Below are 24511 nucleotides of genomic sequence, written 5' to 3'. Positions count from 1 at the left end.
AGAAACTATTACTTTTATTTTAAAAGAAAAAAGACTGTAGGCAAACTCGAAATTTCGAGTTTGTCTACAGTCTGAAGCACACAAAATATTTTTGTGTGCAAAAAAGATTTATATAAAACCATCTAATACATTTTGAGCTACTTCATGCAATTTCCTTTTTCGCTCTTCATCTGTTGGGAACTGGGCCATTTTTTGTAATTGCTCTTCTAAAGCAATTTTTACAAAAAAGGGCAGTTTACAAATAACATTTTCCAACATCCATTTTTTCAGATCCAATTCTATTTTTTCACTTTCAAACAATTCGAAAATAAAGGGTGTGATCTCGGTAGGATATTGAAGCAATGTTTCAGCTAATCCTTCGTTTCTCTCTATCTTTCTTTCTTTTAACCATTTGAAAACGGAAGGTAATGTACTTCTTTTCTCTTCATCTGATAATGTCATCCATTGTTCTAAATTTCCTTCCAATTCTACCCCTCCATATTAACGCAGTTCGTTGTGTATTCATTGAATAAGATGTAAAAACGACTCTATTAAGTGGGTACCTTTTTCCGTACCGATTGATTCTGGGTGGAATTGAAGTCCAAACACGGGATATTGTTTATGTTGAATGGCCATAATTTCTCCATCATCCTCCGAAGTAGCGACAATTTCTAACTCTTGATGTAAAGTTGTTCGGTCAATAATAAGAGAATGGTAACGCATCACCGAAATATCCCCAACCATTTTTTCAAACAATCCTTTTTCCTCATAATTTATAGAAGAAAGTTTTCCATGCATAATATTCCTTGCCCGTACTATAGTTCCACCGAAAGCTTCCCCGATAGATTGGTGTCCTAAACAAATGCCTAGTATCGGAAACTCTTTATATAATTCCTTGACAACGGTCACAGTAATACCTGCTTCCTTTGGCGTTCCTGGACCTGGAGATAAAACGATTGCTTCCGGTTTTAATTGACGAATGGATTCAATGGAAATCGCATCATTGCGAACGACTTCCACGTTTTTTCCGAGGCTAGCGATTTGTTGGTATAGATTATAAGTAAATGAATCATAATTATCGATTAGTAAAATCATTTAGACACCTCCAAAAGTGCCTTCGCTTTATTTAACGTTTCCTCGTATTCCAATTCGGGTATCGAATCATAAACAATGCCAGCACCAGCTTGAACCATTGCTTGATTGTCTTTCACAACCATTGTACGAATCGCCAATGCTAAATCCATATTACCGTTTACTGAAATATAACCGATTGCTCCAGCATAAACACCACGCTTAAACGGTTCTAAATCATTAATAATTTGCATCGCACGAATTTTCGGTGCACCTGAAACCGTTCCGGCAGGTAAACAGGAAATTAATACGTCTAACACATGTAGATTTTCACGTAATTCACCCGTTACTTCCGAAACGATATGAATGACATGTTTATAACGTTCCGTTGCCATATACTTCATTACTTCAACAGATCCAACTTTACTTACACGACCAATATCATTTCGACCTAAATCTACAAGCATTCGATGTTCTGCTATTTCTTTCTCATCCGTCAACAGGAGTTGTTCAATCCGGCGGTCTTCTTCCTCTGTTTTCCCCCTCGGTTTTGTTCCCGCAATAGGGTTTGTCGTTACTTTACCGTCACGGACCTTTACTAAGCTTTCCGGTGATGTACCAAGAATGATATAGTCATCGAACTCCATATAAAACATATATGGTGACGGATTGGAAGTACGTAATTTTCGATATAAAGAAAACGGGTTTCCTTTAAAGTTGGAAGAAAACCGTTGGGATAATACAACTTGGAAAATATCTCCCCGTTCAATATGTTCCTTCGCTTTTTGTACCATTTGAACAAATTGTTCCTTCTCCATTGTCGGTTTAAATTGAATCGAGTAGGATGTTTCTTCATTAAAAGGAATACTTTGCTTTATATCTTGCTCAAGTTGTTGAATCACCTTTTTCATTTCTACTTCTGAACGACCTGTATGAAACAGATCAATGGCTGCGATAAACACTTTTTGTAATAAATGATCAAACACGATAAACGTATCATAAAAATAAACATGAACGTCGGGCATATTTAATTCATCTTCCAACGGCTCCCCAATGTTTTCGTAATAAAAGGCAGTGTCATACCCGAAATATCCAATCGCCCCACCAAAAAAGGAAAATGGATATTGTCGATTTTGGATTGGCATTATTTCTCTTAATTTTTCAAACACCGAGCCTTCTCCTACTTGCACGTTACTACCCTTCATTTCATAACAAAAACTTTCTTGATTTCCATTTAATTGGGCAATCGGGTTTACGGCGATAAAGGAATAACGTCCGCTTTCTTCATGTTTAGCGGATGATTCAAATAGCACTTTCCTATTTCCCGTTAAACTTTCGAAAATCGAAATGGGGGTCATCATATCCCCTTGTAATTCTTGCATCATAAACTTTTTGACATCAACAGTCATCTCAACTCGCTCCTTCTCTTCTATACTCATCTCATCTATGCACATACGTATAACTAGTCATTTAAACAGTTATACAATATAAAAAGGCCCTTCCATCACAAAAGGACGGAAGAGCCGTGGTGCCACCTTCATTGACTAACAATGTTTCAAAACATTCACTAGTCCACTTAACTGTTTTTAACGTCACATCACGCTAGTACCTACTACACGTTTCAGTACTAGAAGCTAGAAAGCCCATTCATATTATGTGATGCACTAGCTTCCACCAACCGCCAGCTCTCTTTGCCACTCCATAATATTACTATTTTTCATCATCGCTTCACTATTTAGTTAAAACTATTTTATTATAAATTTTCCATCTATTCAAACAATTTTTAGAAAAAAAGTTGGAGCTTCATTATTATGAAGCCCCAACTAATTTTAATGGTTTAAATCAAAGCGTTGACCTTTTTTCAAATAAAGCAAGTATTCCGCAATATTCGTTGCATGGTCTGCGCATCGTTCGACAAAGCGGCAAATAAACGATAAATACGTAATTTGAGAAATATTTTCTGGGACAACGGAGCTTAACTGCATCAAATGTTTGATCATATCTCCATACATCTCATCAATTTCATCGTCGTACTCAGCTATTTCTTTTGCTTTTGACATGTTTTCTTCCACGAAAGCTTCCACGACTTGTCGAAGCATTTCCGTAGATTTATAACACATGTCTTCAAGCAATTCGACCGAGGTAATAAATCGTTCGTTTCCTATGCGGATTGCTTCTTTCGCGATGTTTACCGCATGATCTCCAACACGTTCCATATCGGAAGCTGCTTTTAACAATACGATTAAACGTCGCAAGTCTGTCGCAACCGGCTGTTGTCGAGTCATTAATTTAATCACTCGATCATTAATCGCTTCTTCCATACGATTAATTTCAACATCTTGAATAATCACTTGTTGTGCTTGCTCAAGATTTTTTTGGAATAACGCTTCAAAAGAATTTTCTAACGTTTCGATACTGCGGTTACATAGCTCAATAAAATCATTTTGTATCGCTTGAATTTCATGATCAAAGCGTTCTCTAGCTGACATCCTCTATCAATCCCTTCTTATCCGAAACGACCTGAAATATAATCTTCTGTACGTTTATCACGAGGAGTAGAAAAGATTTTATCTGTTTGATCAAACTCGACAACTTCTCCGTTTAAAAAGAAAGCCGTTTTATCAGAAATACGAGCTGCTTGTTGCATGTTATGCGTAACGATAATAATTGAGTAGTTATCTTTTAATTCTTGGACAAGTTCTTCTACTTTTAAAGTTGAAATTGGGTCAAGAGCAGATGTTGGTTCATCCATTAAAATGACATCTGGTTCAATTGCTAAACAGCGTGCAATACAAATACGTTGTTGCTGACCACCGGATAGCCCGTATGCATTTTGGTTTAAACGATCTTTTACTTCATCCCAAATTGCAGCACCACGTAAAGATTTCTCAACAATTTCATCAAGAATCTTTTTATTTTTAATACCGTGAATACGTGGACCATAAGCGATATTATCATAAATCGATTTCGGGAATGGATTTGGTTTTTGGAAAACCATTCCTACCTTCGTACGTAGTTCTTCCACTTCATAGGAAGGATCTAAAATATTACGACCACGATAATTAATTTCACCGTTTGTTTTAACGATTGGAACAAGCTCTACCATTCGGTTTAATGCTTTAATATAAGTCGACTTCCCACAACCAGATGGTCCAATGATGGCAGTTACTTCGTTTTCTTTAATATCTAAATTAATATCCTTTAATGCATGGTGATCCCCATACCAAAGGTTGAACCCTTTCGTTTGAACAACAGTATTTTTTTCTACTGTTTGAATATGTTCACTAGTCATCGGCGACGGAGTTTTAATAGTAGCTTTCGCTTTTTCGTTTTTAATCATAAGCTCTACCAAGTTTACACATCCTTAATAACGTTTTTGGAATTTATTTCGAATCATAATCGCTATCGAATTCATTAAAATTAGGAATATCATTAACACAATAATCCCTGCGGCCGCAACAAACTGAAATTCTTCTTGCGGACGTTTTGCCCAATCATAAATTTGCAACGGTAATGTTGTAAATTGACTTAACAAACCATCAGGTAAGAATTGTAGAATAACCGGAATCCCTAGAACAACAAGGGGTGCCGTTTCTCCAACAGCTCGCGATAAGGCTAAAATGCTTCCTGTTAATATCCCTGGAACTGCTGCTGGCAATACGACACGGGTAATTGTTTGCCATTTTGTTGCACCCATACCATAAGAAGCTTCTCTTTGTTCTTTCGGTACCGCACGAATCGCTTCTTGAGCAGCTACAATGATGACAGGTAAAATTAATAAGCTCATTGTAAAACCTGCAGCTAAAATACTTTTTCCTAATAGAAACATTCGAACGAAGATTGTTAAACCAAGTAAACCGAATACGATCGACGGTACACCAGCTAAGTTCGAAATATTCATTTGAATAAAACTTGTAAATTTATTTTTCTTTGCATATTCTTCCAAGTAAATCGCTGTTCCTACACCTAAAATGATGGACACAGGTGCAATAACAAGCATTAAATAAACAGAACCAATTAATGCGGCTTTAATCCCCGCCTTTTCTGGGAAACGGGAACCGAAGTTATTAAAGAAATCCCAGTTTAAATAGCCAGCACCTTGCGTAATAATACGTGCAAGTAGAATGACTAATGTAAGCAATGCCAACCCAGTTGCAATGAGGAAGATGGACTTCCAAACTTTATTCATTTTCAAACGTGATTTCATCCGCTTCATTACGTCAGTATTATCGATGTATTTCATATTAATACTCCTCCCTGAAGCGTTTTGAAATAAATTGCGCGAGTAAATTCATCAGTAGTGTAAAGACGAATAACGTAAATCCAACAGCGTAAATTGAGTAATAAATTGTTGTACCGTAACCAGCATCCCCCGATGATACTTGAACGATGTAAGCTGTCATCGTTTGAATCGAACCTGTTACATTCATATCAAATGTCGGTGTGGCTCCACCAGCAAGGGAAACGATCATAGTTTCACCAATTGCACGGGATACAGCTAATACAACCGATGCAATAATACCTGATAAAGCAGCAGGTAATACAACTTTTAATGATACTTCTAGTTTCGTAGCACCTAATGCTAGTGCTCCTTCTCGAATTGAATTAGGTACCGAACTCATCGCATCTTCAGATAAAGAGGCAATCATCGGTAAGATCATAATACCTACCACAATCCCCGGGCTAAGGGCATTGAATATTTTCAGCGACGGTATCAATTCTTGAAGTATTGGTGTTACAAACGTTAATGCGAAAAATCCATAGACAATTGTAGGAACACCAGCTAAAACTTCTAAAATTGGTTTAATAATTCGACGGGTCTTATCCGATGCATATTCACTTAAATAAATGGCAACTGCAATACCTAATGGAACAGCGACACATGCTGCGATCACCGAAACTTTTAATGTTCCTAATATTAAAGGTAATACCCCATATAATGGTTCACTACCTGAGAACGGCAGCCATTCAGTACCGAATAAGTAGTCGGTAATTGATACTCTCTGAAAAAATTCAAACGTTTCAAAAATAAGTGTCATGACGATTCCAATGGTCGTTAAAACTGAAATTAATGCAGTAATGACTAATATAATCGGCATACATTTTTCGATAAACTTTTTCCCTTTTTTGTTTCGAGATTGGGCAATCATATCTTGTATTGAATGCTTTTTCTCTAATCCTTGAGAAGCCATAATGCAAACTCCCTTCAATATACGTAAAAAAGATTTTTTGGCGGTACTTTTAAAGTTCTATAATTCAATCTGAAAGTTCATTTTTAAATAGACAAACCGAAGCTACATCGAAGGGTTTACCTCATAATCTAAACATGGAAAGAGAAAAGTGTGAGATGCCATGCTTACTAGTGGTATGGCCCCCACACTTTTTTCATTCATTTTTTATTATTTTAAACCTTCTAAAGCCTTTAAACCTTCGTCATACTTTTCATCTGGTAATTTTACATAGCCTACTGCTTCAGCCATTTCACCAGCATTTTCTAAAGTATATTTCATGAAATCATAGAAAGCTTCGTTTTCTTTTAATGCACTATTTTTTGCATAGACGAATAATGGACGTGAAAGTGGAGTATATTCCCCAGATTCGATTGTTTCATTAGTTGGTGCAACACCGTCAACTGTTACTGCAGTTAATTTATCTTTGTTTTCTAAGTAGTAAGCATAACCGAAGAATCCGATTGCATTTTTGTCAGAAGCAACACCTTGAACTAATACGTTATCATCTTCTGATAATGTCGCTGCATTTTCTAAGTCAGCACCATCTAAAATCACTTCATCGAAGTAATCGTACGTACCTGAGTCCGTACCAGGTGAGTAGAATACGATTTCTTCATCTGGCCAAGATGGATCAATGTCAGACCATTTTTTTGTTGTACCATCTTCAATCCAAAGTTTCTTTAACTGATCTACTGTTAATTCAGCAGCCCAATCGTTTTCTGGGTTAACGACAACTGTTAAACCGTCAAAAGCAACTTGAAATTCTGTATAGTCAATTCCAGCTTTTTCTAATTCAGCTTTTTCTTCATCTTTAATAGGACGTGATGCGTTAGAGAAGTCAGTTTCTCCAGCGATAAATTTCTCAAAGCCACCGCCAGTACCAGATACACCTACAGATACTTGTACATCTGGTTGAACTCCAGCGTACTCTTCCACAAGGGCTTCCGTAATTGGTGAAACTGTTGATGATCCATCACCTGAAACAGTACCTGTTAATTGAGCATCACCTGATTCTGCCGTTTCAGTTGCGTCGTTTGCATTTGTTGCATCTTCATCTGTTTCCGAACCACAAGCTCCTAAAAGTAATGCTGAGCCAAGTGCGGCTGTCATCGTTAAGTACTTCCACTTTTTCATCTCTTATTTCCTCCATCAATTTCATAGTAAGTTTGTCTTACAAGTAAAACTATAATACTAGTTTGTTGATGTCATATAAATGAATTGTAAAGAGATTGTAAATCGTTATGTTAAATTGTAAATGTCACTTCTTTTTTCTATTCCTTAAAACCGCTTTAATAAAAACGATTCTATTTTTTTATGATTAAAATAAAAAACCCCGTAGAATATGTATTCTACGAGGTTGTTCGATTATTCGTTTACAGTTTGCTCTTTTGTATCTTCATCAATTTTTTCACCAGTTGTTGCCGGTAAAATTTCTTGTTTCACTGAACTTGAAGATAACCCTTCTTCTGCATATTTATCTTTCAGTTCAAAATAAACGTCTAAAATTTCTCTAGCAATTTGGCTACCCGTTGGCAATGAAATATTATAGTTCGTCGTTGCCCAAGGAATTAATACTGCATAAGCTACTTCCGGATTTTCATATGGTGCAAAGCCAACATGGGCAAGAGTAATTGCATCTGTACCGTACTTTTCACGTAAAGGTCCAAAATAAACTACCTCAGCTGTCCCTGTTTTCCCTGCTGCTGTATACGGTGTGTCAGAGAAATAAGATCGGGCAGAACCATTTTTCCCTACATAAACTTTGCGGAGACCTTCTTTCACATGATTGATTTCTTCTGGTGTATTAGAAATCCGATTTAAAATTTTCGGTGATACTTCCTCAACAACAGGTCCTAACACTTCCCCATCTGCTGAAGGTTGTCGCACCTCTTTTAACATCCGCGGTTGAATACGGTATCCACCGTTTGCAACAGTTGAAATATATTGCACCATTTGCATTGGCGTATACGTATCAAATTGTCCAATCGCCAAGTTCAAAATTTTACCATTGTCATCCAGTTCACCTTGGAAACCTGCAAATTCGTTCGGTAAGTCAATACCCGTGTTGACCCCTAAACCAAATTGGGCATAGCCGTTACGCATTGTTTGCAGTGTATCATCTTGAATTCTAAAGCCCATGTTGTAACGATATCTTGTACCAGCAATCATCATCGCCACTTGGAACATGTAGGAGTTGGAAGAACGTTCTAATGCTGTAATATCATTCAGACGGATCTTCCCATTTCTGTTGAAAATCGAACTTTTCGGCTCAGTACCTGCAATTTTAATCGGTTGGTCAATTAAATAAGTATCAGGTTCTATAACTCCTTCCGAATAACCCATTAAAAGGGTTGCGGCTTTGACTGTAGAGCCGACCTCATAAGCCGTTGTAAAAGTACCGTAGGAGTAATCAACGATATAATTTTTTCCGGTTTTGCTATCCTTTTCGATTTTCTTCCCGACAACCGATAATAATTCGCCCGTATTCGGATTCATCATGACGAAAAATGCACGGTCTAAAAGCTCTGAATGACTTTTGGCTTTTAATTCAAGCAGTTTTTCTTCCACAATGCGTTCCGCTTCTGCTTGTAGTTCAATATCAATCGTTGTGACAAGATCGTTCCCCGGTTCCCCTTCGTACGTCGTCACCGTATCGATAACTTCCCCTTGTTTATTCGTAATATTTTTCACTACTGACTTTTGACCTTGAAGTAATTCTTCATAATAGGATTCGAAATAACTTTCCCCTACACGGTCGTTTCGAGAATAGTCTCTTGCTAAATAATAATCCAGCTTCGATTTTGGAATCCCTTTACTTGGAACCGTCGTTCTCCCTAAAATCGCAAGGGATGATAATTTCACACGTTTCCAATCCGTTGTCGTATTGACACCTGGTAAATCAGATAAGCGCTCTGATACGCGGGCAAATTCTTCATCCGATACATTTTCACTTTTAATAATTTGTGGAGATAAACTATAACCTGAAGCCATTTCACGATAAATCGCTAAAACTTCTAAATCGAATTGGGTTAATTGTGCCAATTCTTCTTCAGTAATGCGTTCACGAACTAAACGATCCAGTTCAGCTTGTTTTTCAGATTTTTCCAAATCTTCATTCGCATTAATTTTATCTTGTTCTTCTTTTGTTACTTTCCCATAAGCGGCATCTTTATTTTTCATAATCCAAAAATCTTGCTTATCCCGCAAAGTAACCCGATCTATTGGCTGCTCGATTAACATCGCGAGTTGTTCGGCAATGGCTAACATCTCTTCCGTCTTTGTCGATGGCAATTTCGTATATGTAATGGCATTTTCCGGTTCGTTATCGACTAAAACTCTTCCATAACGGTCATATATTCTACCACGCGGTACACTTGTATTAACTGCCACTTCCTCAGTTCTTTCTAATGCTGTCACATAATCTTCACCTTTGACAATTTGTAAATAGCCAAGTCGGAATATTAACGCGGAAAATAATATGAAAATAGAAAAGAAAAGGACATTCATACGAAAGGACAAACTAGCACGATGTTTTGCCTTCACACTAGATCCCCGTTGCGTTTTCAGTTTTCTTCGCAATACAATCCCCCTCTCTTAATACTAATTAATAATTAATCCATACTCTCTAGTATAGCATTTGAATCTTTTATAAAAAAGCTATGAAATGAAGATTCTCCATGTTTTGTGACGGAAAAAATTGAAAATGGTTCCATTTAAAATGTTTTTTGTTAGGAGTGAATTAAAGGGTGCTCAAAAAAGAGAGATGGTCAATTTCGAATCCGAACTATATATTTCATTTCATTTATTGTTCCTCATTGTCATACTTTTCAATTCATAAAAAAAGATGAGAATATCATCATATTCCCATCCTTTCCGATTACAATTGTTCTTTTTTCTCCATCACATTGATTCCAATCCCCATGAATACGATGGTCATGAATAATAAGACACCGAGTGGTAGCACTAAATCATTCATCGAACTACTATGAATCGTCACACCATTTAATAATTCCAGCCCATAAGTAATCGGAGAAACATAAGATAACGCTAAAATTGCCTCCGACGTCACAATCTCTAATGGCCAATAAGCTCCACCTAGCATCGCTAATGGAACGGCTAAAACCGAAATGTATGCATTAAATCGTCCACTTGTACCTGCCACTGATGCGATGAAGAAGGTTAAGGCAACAATACATAATAAATAAGGAATGACGACTAGCAGTGTTTTACCAAATCCACCATAAAAATCAACACCACCGAAGTAAAAGATCGATAAAATTAAAACGACTTGCAAATACCCTATAAGAAAACAATACAGGACATTCGCCAAATAAACTTCCGTCTTTCGTATAGCTGAAATCGTTAATCGATCCCAAATGAAATTTCTTCTTTCCATCACGATATGGGATACACCATTTGCTACTGTATAAATGACCATAAATAAAGTAAATCCGAATAAACTATGCAGTTTTGGATTCCATATAAAATCCTCATCATTGGAAAAGTTTAAATATTGAATTTGAAAACTCGGTTGCTCATTAGCGTTCTGGATGATTTCCTCGACGTTAATAGTTGGATTTTCATCATATGCATCCACTATCGCCTGTTGTTGAGTTAACTCCCCATAAATCGTATTTAATTGATTTTTTAATAAGGCTGAATCTAAATAATTAGGCGAAATGATTAATTCAAATTTTTGTTCCATTAAATGAACTGCTACGTCTGCATTTCCGTCCCTTACCATATCAATTGCTTCTTGTTCATCGTAGAGGGAAAAATCTAGTTCAGGTATTTTTTTTAGCTCCAATAGAAACGTTTCGGTTTGTTCCTTATTTAAATCTGAATAAACAGCAATTGGTATTTTCGATTGTTGACCGAGACCTAAAATATAAGCAAAGGTACAAATAATTATCGTAATAATTATAAACCCTACTGGTTTCCGGAATAACAATAAAAATTTCGTTTTTAAAATGTCTATCATACAATTCCACCTCGTTTCGGGAACAGAACTACCGCTAGCACTGTAAATAAAACAGCTAAAATCGCCAAATGAATGATGTTCGGCATAATTTCCATCAACGTGGCGTTTTGGTAAATTTTCAAATACCCATTTAATGCTGCACCATTCGGGGTCCACATCCCCAGTTCCGCTAACCACGGAGATAAACTACTAATATTAAAGTAACTTCCCCCTACAAGGGCAAAAACAGAGACAAAAGCATTGGAAAATACGTTCGAAGCTTCCCCAGAATTGGTTCGATAGTTAATCGAAGATAACAATGCTGCCAATCCACCTACAACGATGGAAAGAAGTAACGTCATGACGACAAACAATTCCCATTGGGTAAAGGAAATATGAAAAACAAAATGGGCAAAGGTAAATAATAAACCGACTTGCACAATCGCGAGAATAATTGTAGCCGTCATAATACTTAATAAATAAGTAAGAGGATGGATACGGGCCAACAAAACACGATCGAAAATATGAAAATACTTTTCTACAAAAGCCTGACTTGCTAAAGTGCTCGCAATATATAAAATGAACATCACCGTCATACTAAACGTATAATACGTACTCGAAGTAATTTCTGTTTGTGAATCAACAGTCCGCGTATCAGAAGCAATCTCCATTTTAGGCAGTGCATCCATATTCATCGGTACCCCGTTTTGTGCCAACGAAGAAACTAATGAATATTGCTGTTGATAATAATCTAAAATGGACTGAACAATCGTAGAGGTAATTTTCTCACTCTCATTTAAATAGACATTGAAAGTCGGTTTTTCACCTTGTAAGTAAATCGACGATAGAAAGTTGAAAGTAAAATCCTTTGGGACTTCAAGAATAGCAGAATATTCCCCACTTTCTTTTGCATCCTCCAACTTTTCAGGCTGTAATTCAGTTAAATGGATAAATTGCTTCATCTCTTCGTTCCCTTCGATTTGTTGAAGGAGGATCGAAATAGGTAACAATTGCTGTAGGTTTTTCTCCATATCGCTCGTTATATTCATTGACCCCTTTGCTTCATGAAGAAATTGATCTAATTGTTGAATTTCATCATCTTGTTGAACGATGGCTAACTCAACTTTTGATACTTCATTTTCTCCTTCCCATAATGCCCCAAGTGCAAAACTTAAAATCGTTATTAGAACAATCGGCATGAATAGAAGGATTAACATTTCAGATGGACTTCGAAGTAAAATTGTAATTTGCTTTCGAATGAGTGATAAAAACATAAGTATCCTCCTAATTCCTTAATGCCCGACCAGTTAAATGTAAAAAAACATCCTCTAAGCTTGGCTCTTCTACTTGGAAGCTCTTTAAGCGTACCCCACTATTTTTACTAAGAGTCATTAATGTAGGTAAGAAATTTACATCTTTTGCAACGGTAAAGGATATTTCTTTTTCATTTACATTGACATTTGATAACATCGGCTCTTGTAATAAAGCGTGCACGAATTCTTTGGATGGTTGCTCCAATTTAATGAGAATCGTATTTTCGGAGGAAAGAATCGATTTAATTTCATCCTTCGTGCCAGAAGCGATAATCTTCCCTTTATCCATAATGTATATCCGCTTTGCGATATATTCGACTTCTTCCATATAGTGACTCGTGTATATAATCGCCGTATGAAATTCTTCATTTAATCGTTTAACCGTTTCTAATATATGATTTCTTGATTGGGGATCAATTCCGACGGTTGGTTCATCCATAATTAAATATTTCGGTTCATGAAGTAGCGCAACGCCAATATTTAAACGACGTTTCATCCCACCTGAATAATGTTTTACTTTTTTCTTTGATTCGTTTTGAAGACCGATTTGCTCCAAAACAATTTCAATTCGTTCCTCTAATTTTTTCTTCGGCATTTTATGAATGTTTCCGAAAAATTTTAAGTTTTCCCGTGCTGTTAACTCACCATACAGCGCAATTTCTTGCGGAACGACTCCTAAAATTTTTCGCAATGATACTGGATTTTTAATAATGCTCTTTTGATTAAGAAAAACATCCCCTTCAGTTGGCGGTATTAATGTAGATAACATGGTAATAGTCGTGGATTTGCCTGCTCCATTCGGACCTAATAATCCAACAATTTCTCCAGGCTCTATATAAAAATTCACTTGATCAACAGCATTTACTTTTTTAAACTTTTTCGTCAAATTGACAACTTCAATCATCGTTTCCCCATCCTTTCTATCCATACAATACCAATTTTCAACCATACTTATAAGTAGCGGTCGTCATAACTCCATATGACTTCAGTCACTTTTCCAAAAGAAAAAGCGGTCGAAACGATTCGCCGCTTTAAACAATTCCCTTTTTCAATGCATAGATGGCTAGTTGAGTTCGATCACGTAAATCGAGCTCTTGTAATATATGGGTGATATGATTTTTCACCGTACCTATAGATAAAAATAAACGATTAGCGATTTCTTTATTTGTCTTACCTTCTCCTATAAGTTTTACGATTTCTAACTCCCGTTCCGTTAAAGGAATGTTTTGAGTAGGTCCATTGGAAGAAACCGTTTGTTTAAGTAACTTCGGCATTAACTTTGCTGCAACATCTTCTTGTAATACTAACCCACCCTCCATCACACTTTGAATGGAAGAAAGTAATTTTGCTGGTTCGGAAGATTTTAACAAAAAGCCGTTTGCCCCATCCTTTAATGTTTCATAGGCATACTCTTCATCATCAAAAGTTGTTAAAATAATGATTTTCATATGAGGATACTGATCTTTTATTTTTTTCGTTGCTTCAATGCCATTCATTTCGGGCATTCGAATATCCATTAAAACAAGATCTACTTGTTTTTTCCCCACAATTTCTAATGCTTCGAGTCCATTACTCGCTTCCCCAACAATTTCATACTTTTCATCCTGTTCAATAATCATTTTCAAGCCGTTTCGGACAATGGTCTGATCTTCAACTAATAAAATTTTAATTGTCAAACTACTAAACTCCTTCTTCTAACTTTTCTTCATGATTAGAAAATTTTAATGGAAAAGATCCACTTACGATAAATTGTTCATTCGTTCGGACCATCCTTAATTCCCCGCCAATTTCCTTTAATCTTTCTTCCATATTGATTAACCCAAACCCTTTTATAAACGGCAGTTCAGAAATAAACTTATTTTTCACTTCAAATTGGATATGTTGTAAAGAATTGACCTTTAAAATAACTTCTACTTCCTTCGAGCGACTATGTTTCATTGCATTCGTTAAACATTCTTGTAAAACTCTATACAGTACAACACTTTGTTGATTCGAGATCGGTAAGGAAAGAACGCCTTTTTCAAGAGTAAAACGAATATAAATTCGACTTTCCATCTCCAGTTTACGAATTAATTGAATAACCGATTGGATACCTGAGGTTTCAAAGGATTTTAATTGCCGAACTGCAAATCGGGTTTCTTCCAAACTATCCCTTGCAAGTTGTTTTGCTTCTTGTATACTGTCTGTACTACTTTGTATCGACATCATTTCAAGTTGCATTAGTAAAGAAGTCAGCTTGTGGCCTACTGAATCGTGGATATCCCTCGCGATTTTCGTACGCTCTTCCGCTCGAACAAACTGTTCTTGTTCGACAGACATTCTTTTTAACTGTCGATATTGGGAAAGAAGTTGTTCAAAAACTTTTTCCTTATGATCAACTTGCGTCACAAAATAATTAAGAATAATACAACATAATCCGATCATCATCATTAATAACATGTCATATATAGGTAGATAATTTAGTAAAGTGAGCGTTACAATGGCAACAATACAGAAACTAAAGAATAGATATAAGGTTTTATCTTTCAATTGTAAAGTTGCTTCCATCAATATAAAGGCAAAAAGTGGTAATAAATAAGCAAGTGGTATCGATACAAAAGGACATAATACGATGAACAAAAGAATAGCGAGATAATTGTATAACGGTTGTTTCGTTAGCGGTAAAAGAAAATAGAAACAAAGAATACCGCTAATGATAAAAAAAGTATACGTAACGGAACTATTCGTACTGATTGTATGTATAAGCACTGAGCCGATTGTTACTGCGAGACAACCTATGCGAAATATTAATACTTTCATTATGATTCACCTTTTTTTCTGAGATTTCCCCATCTTCTACTTCCATTATATAGTGGGCTTACGCGATTTTATATGTGAAAATTAAAAAGGGGAGCAACGAAGCCCCCTCCCATTCAGTCTCTATATTTGTTTAAAGCACCATGAAAGGCATGGAAATCATCTAGTTTAATCGCAACTCTATCATAAGTTTTTTTAATCCCCATTATTAAAACGGCTTCCTTTGGTTTTTTCAATTTTAGAATAACGTCTGGGTACACTTCCATAAAATCACGCGGAATAAAATCAATCGTATCTTTCGTTAATTTTTGCTGCAATTCTTCTGGATCTGTAATGATTTCCTCAATTTCATCCCATCGAATTTCCATTCGTTTCATTAATCCAAGGGAAATATAAAATTGATTTTCATCTATATAAAGTGGATTTAATCTGATTGCTTGAATATCGGCTACAATCAAAATAACCGAATAAATATTGAGCACAAGTAGTAAAATCGATAACAACATTGATTTATCATGTAACCACCAATGGATGCCTAAAGTTTCGATAACAATGGCATGAATCAGCATAATTTGAAATGCAATATAGCTTGAATTTTTATGGATCGTTAATGTGTTCTTGCTATTTTGTGGTTTATTTCGGTAGCTCGCAAAAGCGAAATAAAACATTAACATTTCGGAACAAATTATTTGTATAATCGGATGTTTTTTTACGTGGGAATCAACGGCTTTCGGAAAGGCGAATAAGATTGGAAGTGTACTTTCTTTTGTTGAGGCAATAATTTTAGGCAAAAACCGAAATAACGTAACAATTAGAAGGAGTTCAATTATTACAAAAGCAATTTCAATGGCAAAACCTAACCAAGTTACAGCAACAAAGGGCTTTAAATAATTCATTGGAATTAAAAATCTTGCGAATATTAGTCCACTTGCCATTAAAAGAATCAATAATTTAATACTCTTTTGTTTTTTCCATACGAAAATCAAGATTGGAGATACAATGACTAAATCAAATAATGATCCTAATACGGCCCCTGAATAATCAAATTGTTCTAATATACTGAATCCAAAATCTGTACGATACAAAGCCATGTTACTTCCAAGGACAAGTAAAAGGAACAACAACCAAACATGCTGTTTCGATTTTTGAACGAACACCATCCCAATCCCTCCTTAACCTTTTGTACATTCCCCTTACTACTAGTATAAAAGAACTTGTTTGTAATAAAATTTACAATTTTAGCAACTTTTAACTTCCATTTCTATTTTAATGAAATGAAAAAAACTTGAACCTACATAAAGTAGATTCAAGTATTTGTTTGATTATCCCCAAACTTCTTCAGCGATTTCTTTAATTAGTGTCAGTTTTTGCCACTGGTTCTCTTCTTCTAAAATATTACCGTCCTCTGTTGAAGAGAAGCCACATTGGGGACTTAAACATAGTTGATCCAATGAAACATATTTTGCCGCTTCTTGAATACGCGCTTTAATTACTTCCTTATCTTCTAGTTCTCCAAATTTAGATGTCACTAATCCTAAAACAATTTTTAAATCTTTACGATGGACATATTTTAAAGGTTCAAAACTACCAGAACGATCATCGTCAAACTCTAAAAATAAGCCATCCACGTTTAAGCCACCAAAAATGACTTCTGCAGCATAATCATATCCACCGCTAGAAAAGAATGTGGATTTATAATTCCCACGGCAAATGTGCATTGTAATCGTCATATCAGCTGGTTTATGTTTCACCGTTTCATTAATGACATATTGCAATGTGTTCATAAACTGTTGTGGATCCTTTCCTTCAGCAACTAATTCAGCTCGTTTTTCTTCTGAGAAAAGACTAGCCCATGAAGTATCATCCAGTTGCAAGTAGCGGCATCCCGCATCATAAAAAGCTTGAATCGCTTTTTGATAGGCTTTAATTGTATCTTCAATAAGATCCTGTTCATCTGCATAAATGTCAACATTCTTATCCGCGCGAGCATGCAACATATTCGGACTTGGAATAGTAAACTTCACGACAGAATTTCCTGCGTTGTCACGAATAAATTTGAAATGATCTAAAAATGGATGTTGGCCAAAATCAATTTTCCCAATGACACGAACCCCTTCTTTACGAGTTTCTAGATTATGAAAATTTAAACCATGTTCTTTTTCGTAATATTCCATTCCTTCAAGACTACCTAAAAAATCAAAATGCCACCAACTACGGCGAAATTCACCATCCGAAATAGCTAACACTCCTATTTCCTTTTGCTTCTGAATGAGACGAATAATTTCTTCATCTTCCACTAATTTTAATTCATGGTATGTAATTTCTTTATTTTGAAATTTGGAACGCGCTTCTTTTAACGCTTTAGGTCTTAAAAAACTACCGACATGATCATGTCGAAATGGTGCTTGAATTTGCGTTACTGTCATTTTTATCTACTCCTTTATAAAAAATTGACTTACTACACGTTAAATCAAAGTAAGTCAATCGTCTTTATTGTAATGTTAATACTATAACATAGAACTACTCATAAATGACGAACAATTCCGAAAATAAAATCATTGATTTATGACAATAATTGCTCATTTTTATATCGAAAAATCCTTTAGCACGCATTTCTCCAAAGACTTTTGTCACTTTTTTTATGCTATCATCACAATTTTTTAATAAAGTTTTTCATCCATTCACTTATGTCCAACGACAACAACATAAAAAGCTAGCATTGTACACAATGCTAGCGCCTTTTTGTATCTAATTAGTCCGTTGATTCCTTAGAAGCAAATTTTGCAACGGTATTAATCCGCTCCAACATAGGCGGATGGGTATATCGGAACAGTTTCACTAAGAGTGGTGGGTTTACTTCACTCAAACCTGCCTTCGCAAGATTTTGGAATGTACTTACGGCTGCCTCAGGATCATCTGTTAGTTCCATTGCATATTCATCTGCCCTCGTTTCTTGATAACGGGAAATATAATTGGAAACCGGATTAGATAGGAATAACAAAATGGAAATTAACAAAAGCATTAGCGGTAATGAATGAATGTCTTTCATATTTTCAATTTTTAATACAGTTCCAAATTTACGTATTAGCCATGGCATGATTTTAGAAATGAGCCATAAGCCAATGAAAATCGAAACAATGTAGGAAGCCATACCGACATATATATGCTTTTCAACATAGTGGCCCATTTCATGTGCCATGATAAATAATATTTCTTCATCTGTTAAACTGTTCAATGTTGTATCCCATAAAACAATTCTCGAATTATCCCCTATCCCCGTCACATAGGCATTTAATGAGTTCGTTTTTTCGGACATGTTAACCTCAAAGACATGTTCGGATGGGATGTCCGCTTTATCAGCAAGGGCTAATATTTTTTCTTCCAACTCTTTATCTTGTAACGGGTAGAAATCATTATAAAGTGGATCAATAACGACCGGTTGAATATACATCATAAAGATGGCAAATGGAATTGTTAAAAGCCATGCGTAAAGCCACCATCTTTTAGCACTTGTTCTTATTAACCAATACAATACTAATACAACGATCAAAGTTGTCCCAAAATTGATCCAAAAATCAAGTACATAATCCCTCATCCAAGATGGAAAAGTTTGTGTGCTAATGCCGTAATCTTTACTTAACCAATATCGATATAAATCGATTGGGTAAAAGACAACTGTCGTAAAAAAGTATAATAAAAACAAATAAGCACCATTTTGAATCACTTTCCACTTTCCAACATCTGCCCATTTTTCAAAAACCTTCGAAAGTCCCATGAACAAAATTAACATATACGTTAGCCATTCAAAAGGAGTAACTACAAAAAAGAGGAAGTTTCGAATTTTCGAATATTCATCACTTAAGTATAGTTCACGTTCGTTCATAAACGTTTGGGGATCTGCAACGGTCCCCTTAATCGCATCTGGTATACCCCCTGAACTAATATGAAATATGTAAAAATACATCGCTAAGGCGTAAACTGCATACAAAATGATTGCTGCAATTCCCCATTTTTTTGCCAAACTTTTCACCTCAATTCTTCTTCTTACTTTAGTGTAAGTAAAATTGGACAAGATAGAACTAATTTTTTAAACTTTTCCATTTATTTTTCCATAAATTACTGAAGTTCCATACAGTATAAAAAAAGAAGTTGTCCTTTTTAGAACAACTTCTCACAATTATTTATTCCGAATGAGTAAAAAAATAAAATACGGAGCTCCAATAAACGCAACGATTAGTCCAGCAGGTATTGTAGCGGATGTCAGAAGTATTCTTCCAATTGTATCCGCGATAACTAACAATGTAGCACCAATTAAAAGAGCAATCGGTAAAAAATATTGATGTCTTGGACCAATCAATTTCTTCGCAATATGGGGAGCCATTAATCCGATAAAGCTAATCGCCCCAGTAACTGCAACAGCCGAACCAGCAAGGGCAACAGCAAGGAATAATAAAAGGATTCGTTCTTTGTTTAAATTTACACCTAATCCAATGGCAGTTGATTCCTTCATCGCTAAAATATTTAAAACATTGACTTTATAAAATAGGAGTGGCAAACAAAGAATAAACCACGGTAACAGTGCCCAAAGATAAGGCCAATCAGTACCCCAAATATTCCCTACAAGCCATTTTGATATAAATTGTACATCAGCTCTTTCAGCTGTAGACATAAGTAGCACCATAAGTCCTGAAAGGGCAGTTGCAAATCCTACACCAACTAGTACAAGTTTGAAAGGTTGAACTCCTTGCCCTTTTTCAAAACTAAATAAATAAATGCAACTTACCGTTAAAAGCGCACCTAAAAAGGCCGCAGCTGGTAACATAAAGACATACTGTTGAAGGTTGGTATTCGCAAATAAATAAAATACAGTTACCCCTACTCCAGCACCCGCATTTACCCCGATTACTCCAGGATCGGCCAAATCATTTCGAGTAACACTTTGGAATATTGTACCAGCTGCTGCTAATGCAAGACCACCTAATGCTAAAATAATAACACGGGGTAATCTAACTGAAAATAAAACAAATTCTTCTTTAAAAGAGCCCTGCCCTAAAATCGTAGGAACAATTCTTGTGATTGATAATGAGGAAGCTCCCATTGAAATACCACATACAATCGCTACTACAAATAAAAGGCAGAAAAGGATAAACCAGATTCGAAATTTCTTTGTATGAGTATTAGCCATTTACCCGTCCTCCTTTTCGTACTAAAACTAAGAAGAACGGTAAACCGATTAGCGCAATAAGTGATACAGTTGGTGTTTCAAATGGTGCGTTAATAACCCGACTAACGAAATCGGCCAATGTCATAAAAGCTCCGCCAACGATGATACTCATCGGGATAATTAATCGGTAATCATGCCCTACAACCGCTCTAACAATATGAGGAATAATTAATCCGACAAAAGCTAAGTTACCGATTAATGCAACAGCCCCTCCCGCTAATATCACAACAACGACCATCATAATTGTCTTGATGAGGATTGTATTCTGTCCTAAACCAACCGCTACCTCTTCATTTAAACTTAAAATCGTTAATTGTCTACTAATGAGAATGGCAAACAGAAGGCCGAAAACAATAAATGGGACAATGATTAATGACGTCCATGTTGTGCCAACTAATCCTCCGGCAGTCCACATCGATACATCTTTTGAAATATCAAATAGTATACCTACTCCATCTGCTATCGCTTGTAAAAAGGCGGTAACGGCAGCTCCGGCTAAAACTAGTTTCATAGGAGAAAGCCCGCCTCTTGTAGACATACCAATACCATACACAATCACCATCCCGATAGCAGCTCCGATGAAACAGGTAAACATAATCATCAAATTAGATGCACCGGGTATAAACGCAAGGGTAATTGCTAGCATCATATTTGCGCCAGACGTTAAGCCTAACAGTCCTGGATCAGCAATCGGGTTTCGCGTCATACCTTGCATAATTGCACCTGCAACGGCAAGGGCGCTACCTACAAAAAAGGCAGCGATTGCTCGAGGAAACCTTATTTCTCTAAGCTCTGAATAATATTGTCCCCCTTCTTTCGCAACCATTGCATTCCATACATCTTGTAAAGTTGTATGAGCGGCACCGTTCGTTATAGCTAAAAAAGCAATAACGAACAAGATACAGACCGCTATAAAAAGTTTAACGAAAAAAGATATTTTATAGGATGATTTCATCACAATACTTCTCTCTTTAATTATTTATTTCCTAGAAAAGATTCTTCAAAGAAGGATAACTGGTAGTCCAATGAAGAGGCATCATTAAAGTAAAATCTTTGACCATCTGCTACAAAAGTGTGGCCATTTTTTACAGCGTCAATTTCGTTGTACCAATCTGAGTCAACAAAGCTCGTATCTTGACCTTCAGAAACTAAACTCATAATAATGTAATCCCCAGCATAATCCCCTAACACTTCTTGGGAAATGGCAAAATAACCTGGTTCTAAAGCAACATCTTTCACCTTTTGTGGCATGTTTAAGCCCATTGCTTGGTATAAAATCTCTGTACCACGGCCCCAATTATCGCCAAATAAATAAAATTGTTTTTCATAGTTTTCTACAACGGTAACAGTAGCATCTTCGCCAATTTTTTCTTTAATTTTTTTACCTACATCAGCAGCGCGTGTTTTAAAATCTTCGACCCAAGCAGTAGCCTCGGCTTCTTTATTTACCGCTTTACCAACTTCAATATGTTGTTGAAGGTAATCATATTCTCCATAAGTAAATAATACTGTTGGTGCAATTTCTTTTAATTTATCTGCATTATTAATATTATCTAAGCCAATAATTAAATCTGGATCTAATTCAATAATTTTTTCTAAATCTTCGTTTGAAACGACCGGAACATCCTTTAGTTGTTCTTTAAAATTAGGGTTATTTGCTGACCATGAATCAACCCCTACAATATTTACACCTAATTTAATCAGATCTCCTGCATAAGAGGATAGCACAACAACACGTTCTGGATTGGCTGGTACTTCAATTGGTCCTTTACTTGATTCATATGTAATTGTATCTGAAGACGTTTCTGTTTGTTTTGTGTCTTCTGATGATTTTTCGGCATTCTTTCCTTCTCCGTTACTGCTACAAGCAGCTAAAGCTAATACTAAAACTGCAATTAATGTTAACATCCATTTTTTCATTTTCTATTCTCCTTTTATTAAATCGTAAGTTAAGCACATTGGTTTGTTTGTACGAGGATCTTTTCCTATTACCGCATCAATGTTAAACACTTCTTTTAAAACTTCTGTTGTTATAACTTCCTCCGGCTCACCTGCGCGAATAAGATGCCCGTGGGAAAGGGCTAGTATATAATCAGAAAATCTTGCGGCTTGATTCAAGTCATGAAGCACCATAACAATTGTTCTACCTTCTTGAACATTCAGCATATGTAACAGTTCGAGTACTTCCAATTGATGAGCCATATCAAGATATGTCGTTGGTTCATCTAAAAAAATAATATCGGTTTCTTGAGCGAGCGCCATTGCAATCCATACCCTTTGGCGTTGACCTCCAGATAAGGCATCTACAGCTTTATGTCGAAAATCCTTTGTCCCTGTTACTTCTAAAGCCCAATCAATCATTTCTTTATCTTTTGCCGATAAATTGCCGAACCCTTTTTGATATGGGAATCTTCCGTAGGACACTAGTTCCTCTACAAGTAAACCTTGAGCACTTTCAGGACTTTGAGGTAAAATAGCAAGTTGAGTTGCTAATTCCTTTGTTTTCATTTTGCGAATGTTTTTGCCGTCTAGAACAACTTGGCCGCTTTCATGATTGATAATTCGTGTAATCGCTTTTAGTAAAGTTGACTTACCACAACCGTTTGCACCTATTATCGTCGTAATTTTCCCATCAGGAATCGCCATACTTATATCATGGACAATCGTTTGTTCGTCATACCCTACACGAATATCCTCCACTTGCAAGCGCACTTTTCCTCACTCCTCTAAATCGTGATATTGATAATCATTTTCAACTACGATATAATCATATTTACAGAACTATCAATTGTCAAACAAAATTTTTATTTTTTTTATATACCCTTCGAATGGAGCGAGAAGTATGAATGAAATTTTCGATGTAACGATCATCGGTGGCGGCCCTGCAGGATTGTATTCAACTTTTTATAGTGGATTGAGAAGTATGAAAACAAAATTAATTGAATCGCAAGCCCAATTAGGTGGAAAAGTTTTACTATATCCAGAAAAAATGATTTGGGATGTTGGGGGTCAACCTCCGATAATGGGAGCCCAATTTGTCAATCAATTAATTGAACAAGCAAAAACGTTTCAACCAACTATATTAACAAACACAAAGGTTGACTTAATTGATAAAAACGATAATAACCTTTTTGTTATTACAACAAATGATGGGCAAAAACATTACTCTAAATCAATTATTATGGCCAATGGTGGTGGGATTATCCATCCTCAAAAGTTAAACATTGAAGGTGCGGAGAAGTTTGAAATGACCAATTTGCACTACACTGTTCCATCCTTTAAATTATTTCAACATAAGCGTGTATTAATTTCCGGTGGTGGAAATGGTGCCATTGATTGGGCAGTAGAAATGGTAGATATTGCTGATGAAATCATCCTCGTTTATCGAAAAGATCAATTAACTGCCCATGAAGCACAAGTAGACCTTTTAAAGTCAAATCCAAAAGTAACGATATTACTTAATACAACGATAGAGAAGTTAATTGCTAATACAGAAAAGACAGAAGTTAGTCAAGTCGTATTGAAAAAACACGATACAGTGGAAGAATTGCATCAACATATTGATCACATCATCGTAAGTCACGGATACAATCGGGATGCTTCTTTAAATTTTTCCACTGAAACGGCTTTAAAATTAAAAGATGATTATTATTATGAAGGAACTGCAACAGGTAAAACTTCGCAGGAAGGGATTTTTGCTGCAGGAGATATTTTATCCTATGAAGGGAAAGTTCATTTATTAGTCGGAACATTCCAAGATGCTGTCAATGCTGTCAATAGTGCAAAAACCTATATCGATCCGTTAGCCAATCAATTTGAAATGGTATCTTCCCATAACGAAAAGTTTCAAGAAAAAAATCGACAAATCATCCAAGAAATGCTCGTTGAAAATTAATACATTCAAATAAAATAAAGCGGTTGCTCACACATACGAGAG

22 protein-coding genes and 1 other annotated feature are annotated in these 24511 nt (G+C 35.9%); of the genes, 1 reads left to right on the top strand and 21 read right to left on the bottom strand.

The features are described from left to right. Window positions 1–108: 108 nt before the first annotated feature. The 21 genes from H9636_RS13930 to H9636_RS13830 form a co-directional block, all read right to left on the bottom strand. Complete coding sequence (locus tag H9636_RS13930; protein ID WP_191708180.1) at window positions 109–465, bottom strand: DUF5071 domain-containing protein; 357 nt, start codon at window positions 463–465, stop codon at window positions 109–111. A 36-nt stretch (window positions 466–501) separates the two neighbouring features. Continuing rightward, window positions 502–1074, bottom strand: a complete 573-nt coding sequence (locus H9636_RS13925; protein WP_191708179.1) for an anthranilate synthase component II — start codon at window positions 1072–1074, stop codon at window positions 502–504. Then, window positions 1071–2459 (bottom strand): anthranilate synthase component I, encoded by a 1389-nt coding sequence (gene trpE / locus H9636_RS13920; protein ID WP_191708178.1) that lies wholly within the window; start codon window positions 2457–2459, stop codon window positions 1071–1073. The genes H9636_RS13925 and trpE overlap by 4 nt, the downstream gene beginning before the upstream one ends. 98 nt (window positions 2460–2557) lie before the next feature. Beyond that, window positions 2558–2783 (bottom strand) — a binding site (T-box leader). Window positions 2784–2879: 96 nt separating this feature from the next. Then, entirely contained in the window at window positions 2880–3539 is a 660-nt protein-coding gene (phoU, locus tag H9636_RS13915) for a phosphate signaling complex protein PhoU (protein ID WP_191708177.1), read from the bottom strand. A 17-nt stretch (window positions 3540–3556) separates the two neighbouring features. Beyond that, complete coding sequence (pstB, locus tag H9636_RS13910; RefSeq protein ID WP_225230235.1) at window positions 3557–4342, bottom strand: phosphate ABC transporter ATP-binding protein PstB; 786 nt, start codon at window positions 4340–4342, stop codon at window positions 3557–3559. A gap of 72 nt (window positions 4343–4414) precedes the next feature. Further along, complete coding sequence (gene pstA, locus H9636_RS13905) at window positions 4415–5293, bottom strand: phosphate ABC transporter permease PstA (protein WP_191708176.1); 879 nt, start codon at window positions 5291–5293, stop codon at window positions 4415–4417. A 1-nt stretch (window position 5294) separates the two neighbouring features. Beyond that, window positions 5295–6242 (bottom strand): phosphate ABC transporter permease subunit PstC, encoded by a 948-nt coding sequence (pstC, locus tag H9636_RS13900; protein WP_191708175.1) that lies wholly within the window; start codon window positions 6240–6242, stop codon window positions 5295–5297. 207 nt (window positions 6243–6449) lie between these two features. Beyond that, on the bottom strand, window positions 6450–7415 hold the full coding sequence (locus H9636_RS13895) for a PstS family phosphate ABC transporter substrate-binding protein (protein WP_191708174.1): 966 nt from the start codon (window positions 7413–7415) through the stop codon (window positions 6450–6452). Window positions 7416–7646: 231 nt separating this feature from the next. Beyond that, entirely contained in the window at window positions 7647–9860 is a 2214-nt protein-coding gene (locus H9636_RS13890) for a penicillin-binding transpeptidase domain-containing protein (protein ID WP_404817759.1), read from the bottom strand. Window positions 9861–10158: 298 nt separating this feature from the next. Then, window positions 10159–11262: an ABC transporter permease gene (locus tag H9636_RS13885; protein WP_191708173.1), complete on the bottom strand. Its 1104-nt coding sequence runs from the start codon at window positions 11260–11262 to the stop codon at window positions 10159–10161. Beyond that, window positions 11259–12515: an ABC transporter permease gene (locus H9636_RS13880; protein ID WP_191708172.1), complete on the bottom strand. Its 1257-nt coding sequence runs from the start codon at window positions 12513–12515 to the stop codon at window positions 11259–11261. The genes H9636_RS13885 and H9636_RS13880 overlap by 4 nt, the downstream gene beginning before the upstream one ends. Window positions 12516–12525: 10 nt before the next feature. After that, entirely contained in the window at window positions 12526–13458 is a 933-nt protein-coding gene (locus H9636_RS13875; RefSeq protein WP_191708171.1) for an ABC transporter ATP-binding protein, read from the bottom strand. Window positions 13459–13585: 127 nt separating this feature from the next. Further along, a complete protein-coding gene (locus tag H9636_RS13870; protein WP_191708170.1) occupies window positions 13586–14230 on the bottom strand; it encodes a response regulator transcription factor in 645 nt (214 codons plus the stop codon). Between the two features lie 4 nt (window positions 14231–14234). Next, window positions 14235–15353 (bottom strand): sensor histidine kinase, encoded by a 1119-nt coding sequence (locus tag H9636_RS13865; protein ID WP_191708169.1) that lies wholly within the window; start codon window positions 15351–15353, stop codon window positions 14235–14237. 113 nt (window positions 15354–15466) lie between these two features. Continuing rightward, on the bottom strand, window positions 15467–16510 hold the full coding sequence (locus tag H9636_RS13860; RefSeq protein ID WP_191708168.1) for a beta-carotene 15,15'-monooxygenase: 1044 nt from the start codon (window positions 16508–16510) through the stop codon (window positions 15467–15469). Between the two features lie 162 nt (window positions 16511–16672). After that, window positions 16673–17776, bottom strand: a complete 1104-nt coding sequence (locus H9636_RS13855) for a 5-methyltetrahydropteroyltriglutamate--homocysteine S-methyltransferase (protein ID WP_191708167.1) — start codon at window positions 17774–17776, stop codon at window positions 16673–16675. Window positions 17777–18102: 326 nt separating this feature from the next. After that, window positions 18103–19371, bottom strand: a complete 1269-nt coding sequence (locus H9636_RS13850; protein ID WP_191708166.1) for a M48 family metallopeptidase — start codon at window positions 19369–19371, stop codon at window positions 18103–18105. A gap of 156 nt (window positions 19372–19527) precedes the next feature. Further along, window positions 19528–20535, bottom strand: coding sequence for a FecCD family ABC transporter permease (locus H9636_RS13845; RefSeq protein ID WP_191708165.1), 1008 nt, complete (start codon window positions 20533–20535; stop codon window positions 19528–19530). Then, complete coding sequence (locus H9636_RS13840) at window positions 20528–21529, bottom strand: FecCD family ABC transporter permease (RefSeq protein WP_191708164.1); 1002 nt, start codon at window positions 21527–21529, stop codon at window positions 20528–20530. Before H9636_RS13840 ends, H9636_RS13845 begins: the two co-directional genes overlap by 8 nt. 20 nt (window positions 21530–21549) lie before the next feature. Continuing rightward, window positions 21550–22494 carry an iron-hydroxamate ABC transporter substrate-binding protein gene (locus H9636_RS13835; RefSeq protein WP_191708163.1) on the bottom strand — a complete coding sequence of 315 codons (945 nt, stop codon included), beginning with the start codon at window positions 22492–22494 and terminating at the stop codon, window positions 21550–21552. A 3-nt stretch (window positions 22495–22497) separates the two neighbouring features. Beyond that, window positions 22498–23286: an ABC transporter ATP-binding protein gene (locus H9636_RS13830; RefSeq protein ID WP_191708162.1), complete on the bottom strand. Its 789-nt coding sequence runs from the start codon at window positions 23284–23286 to the stop codon at window positions 22498–22500. A 130-nt stretch (window positions 23287–23416) separates the two neighbouring features. Here H9636_RS13830 and H9636_RS13825 point away from each other — a divergent pair, with 130 nt between their 5' ends. Next, window positions 23417–24469, top strand: a complete 1053-nt coding sequence (locus H9636_RS13825) for an NAD(P)/FAD-dependent oxidoreductase (protein WP_191708161.1) — start codon at window positions 23417–23419, stop codon at window positions 24467–24469. The last annotated feature ends 42 nt before the right edge of the window (window positions 24470–24511 follow it).

It is taken from the genome of Ureibacillus galli, assembly GCF_014836845.1.
Taxonomy (GTDB): domain Bacteria; phylum Bacillota; class Bacilli; order Bacillales_A; family Planococcaceae; genus Ureibacillus; species Ureibacillus galli.
Note: the sequence above shows the minus strand (reverse complement) of the source record. Positions and strands in the feature narration are given on the sequence as shown.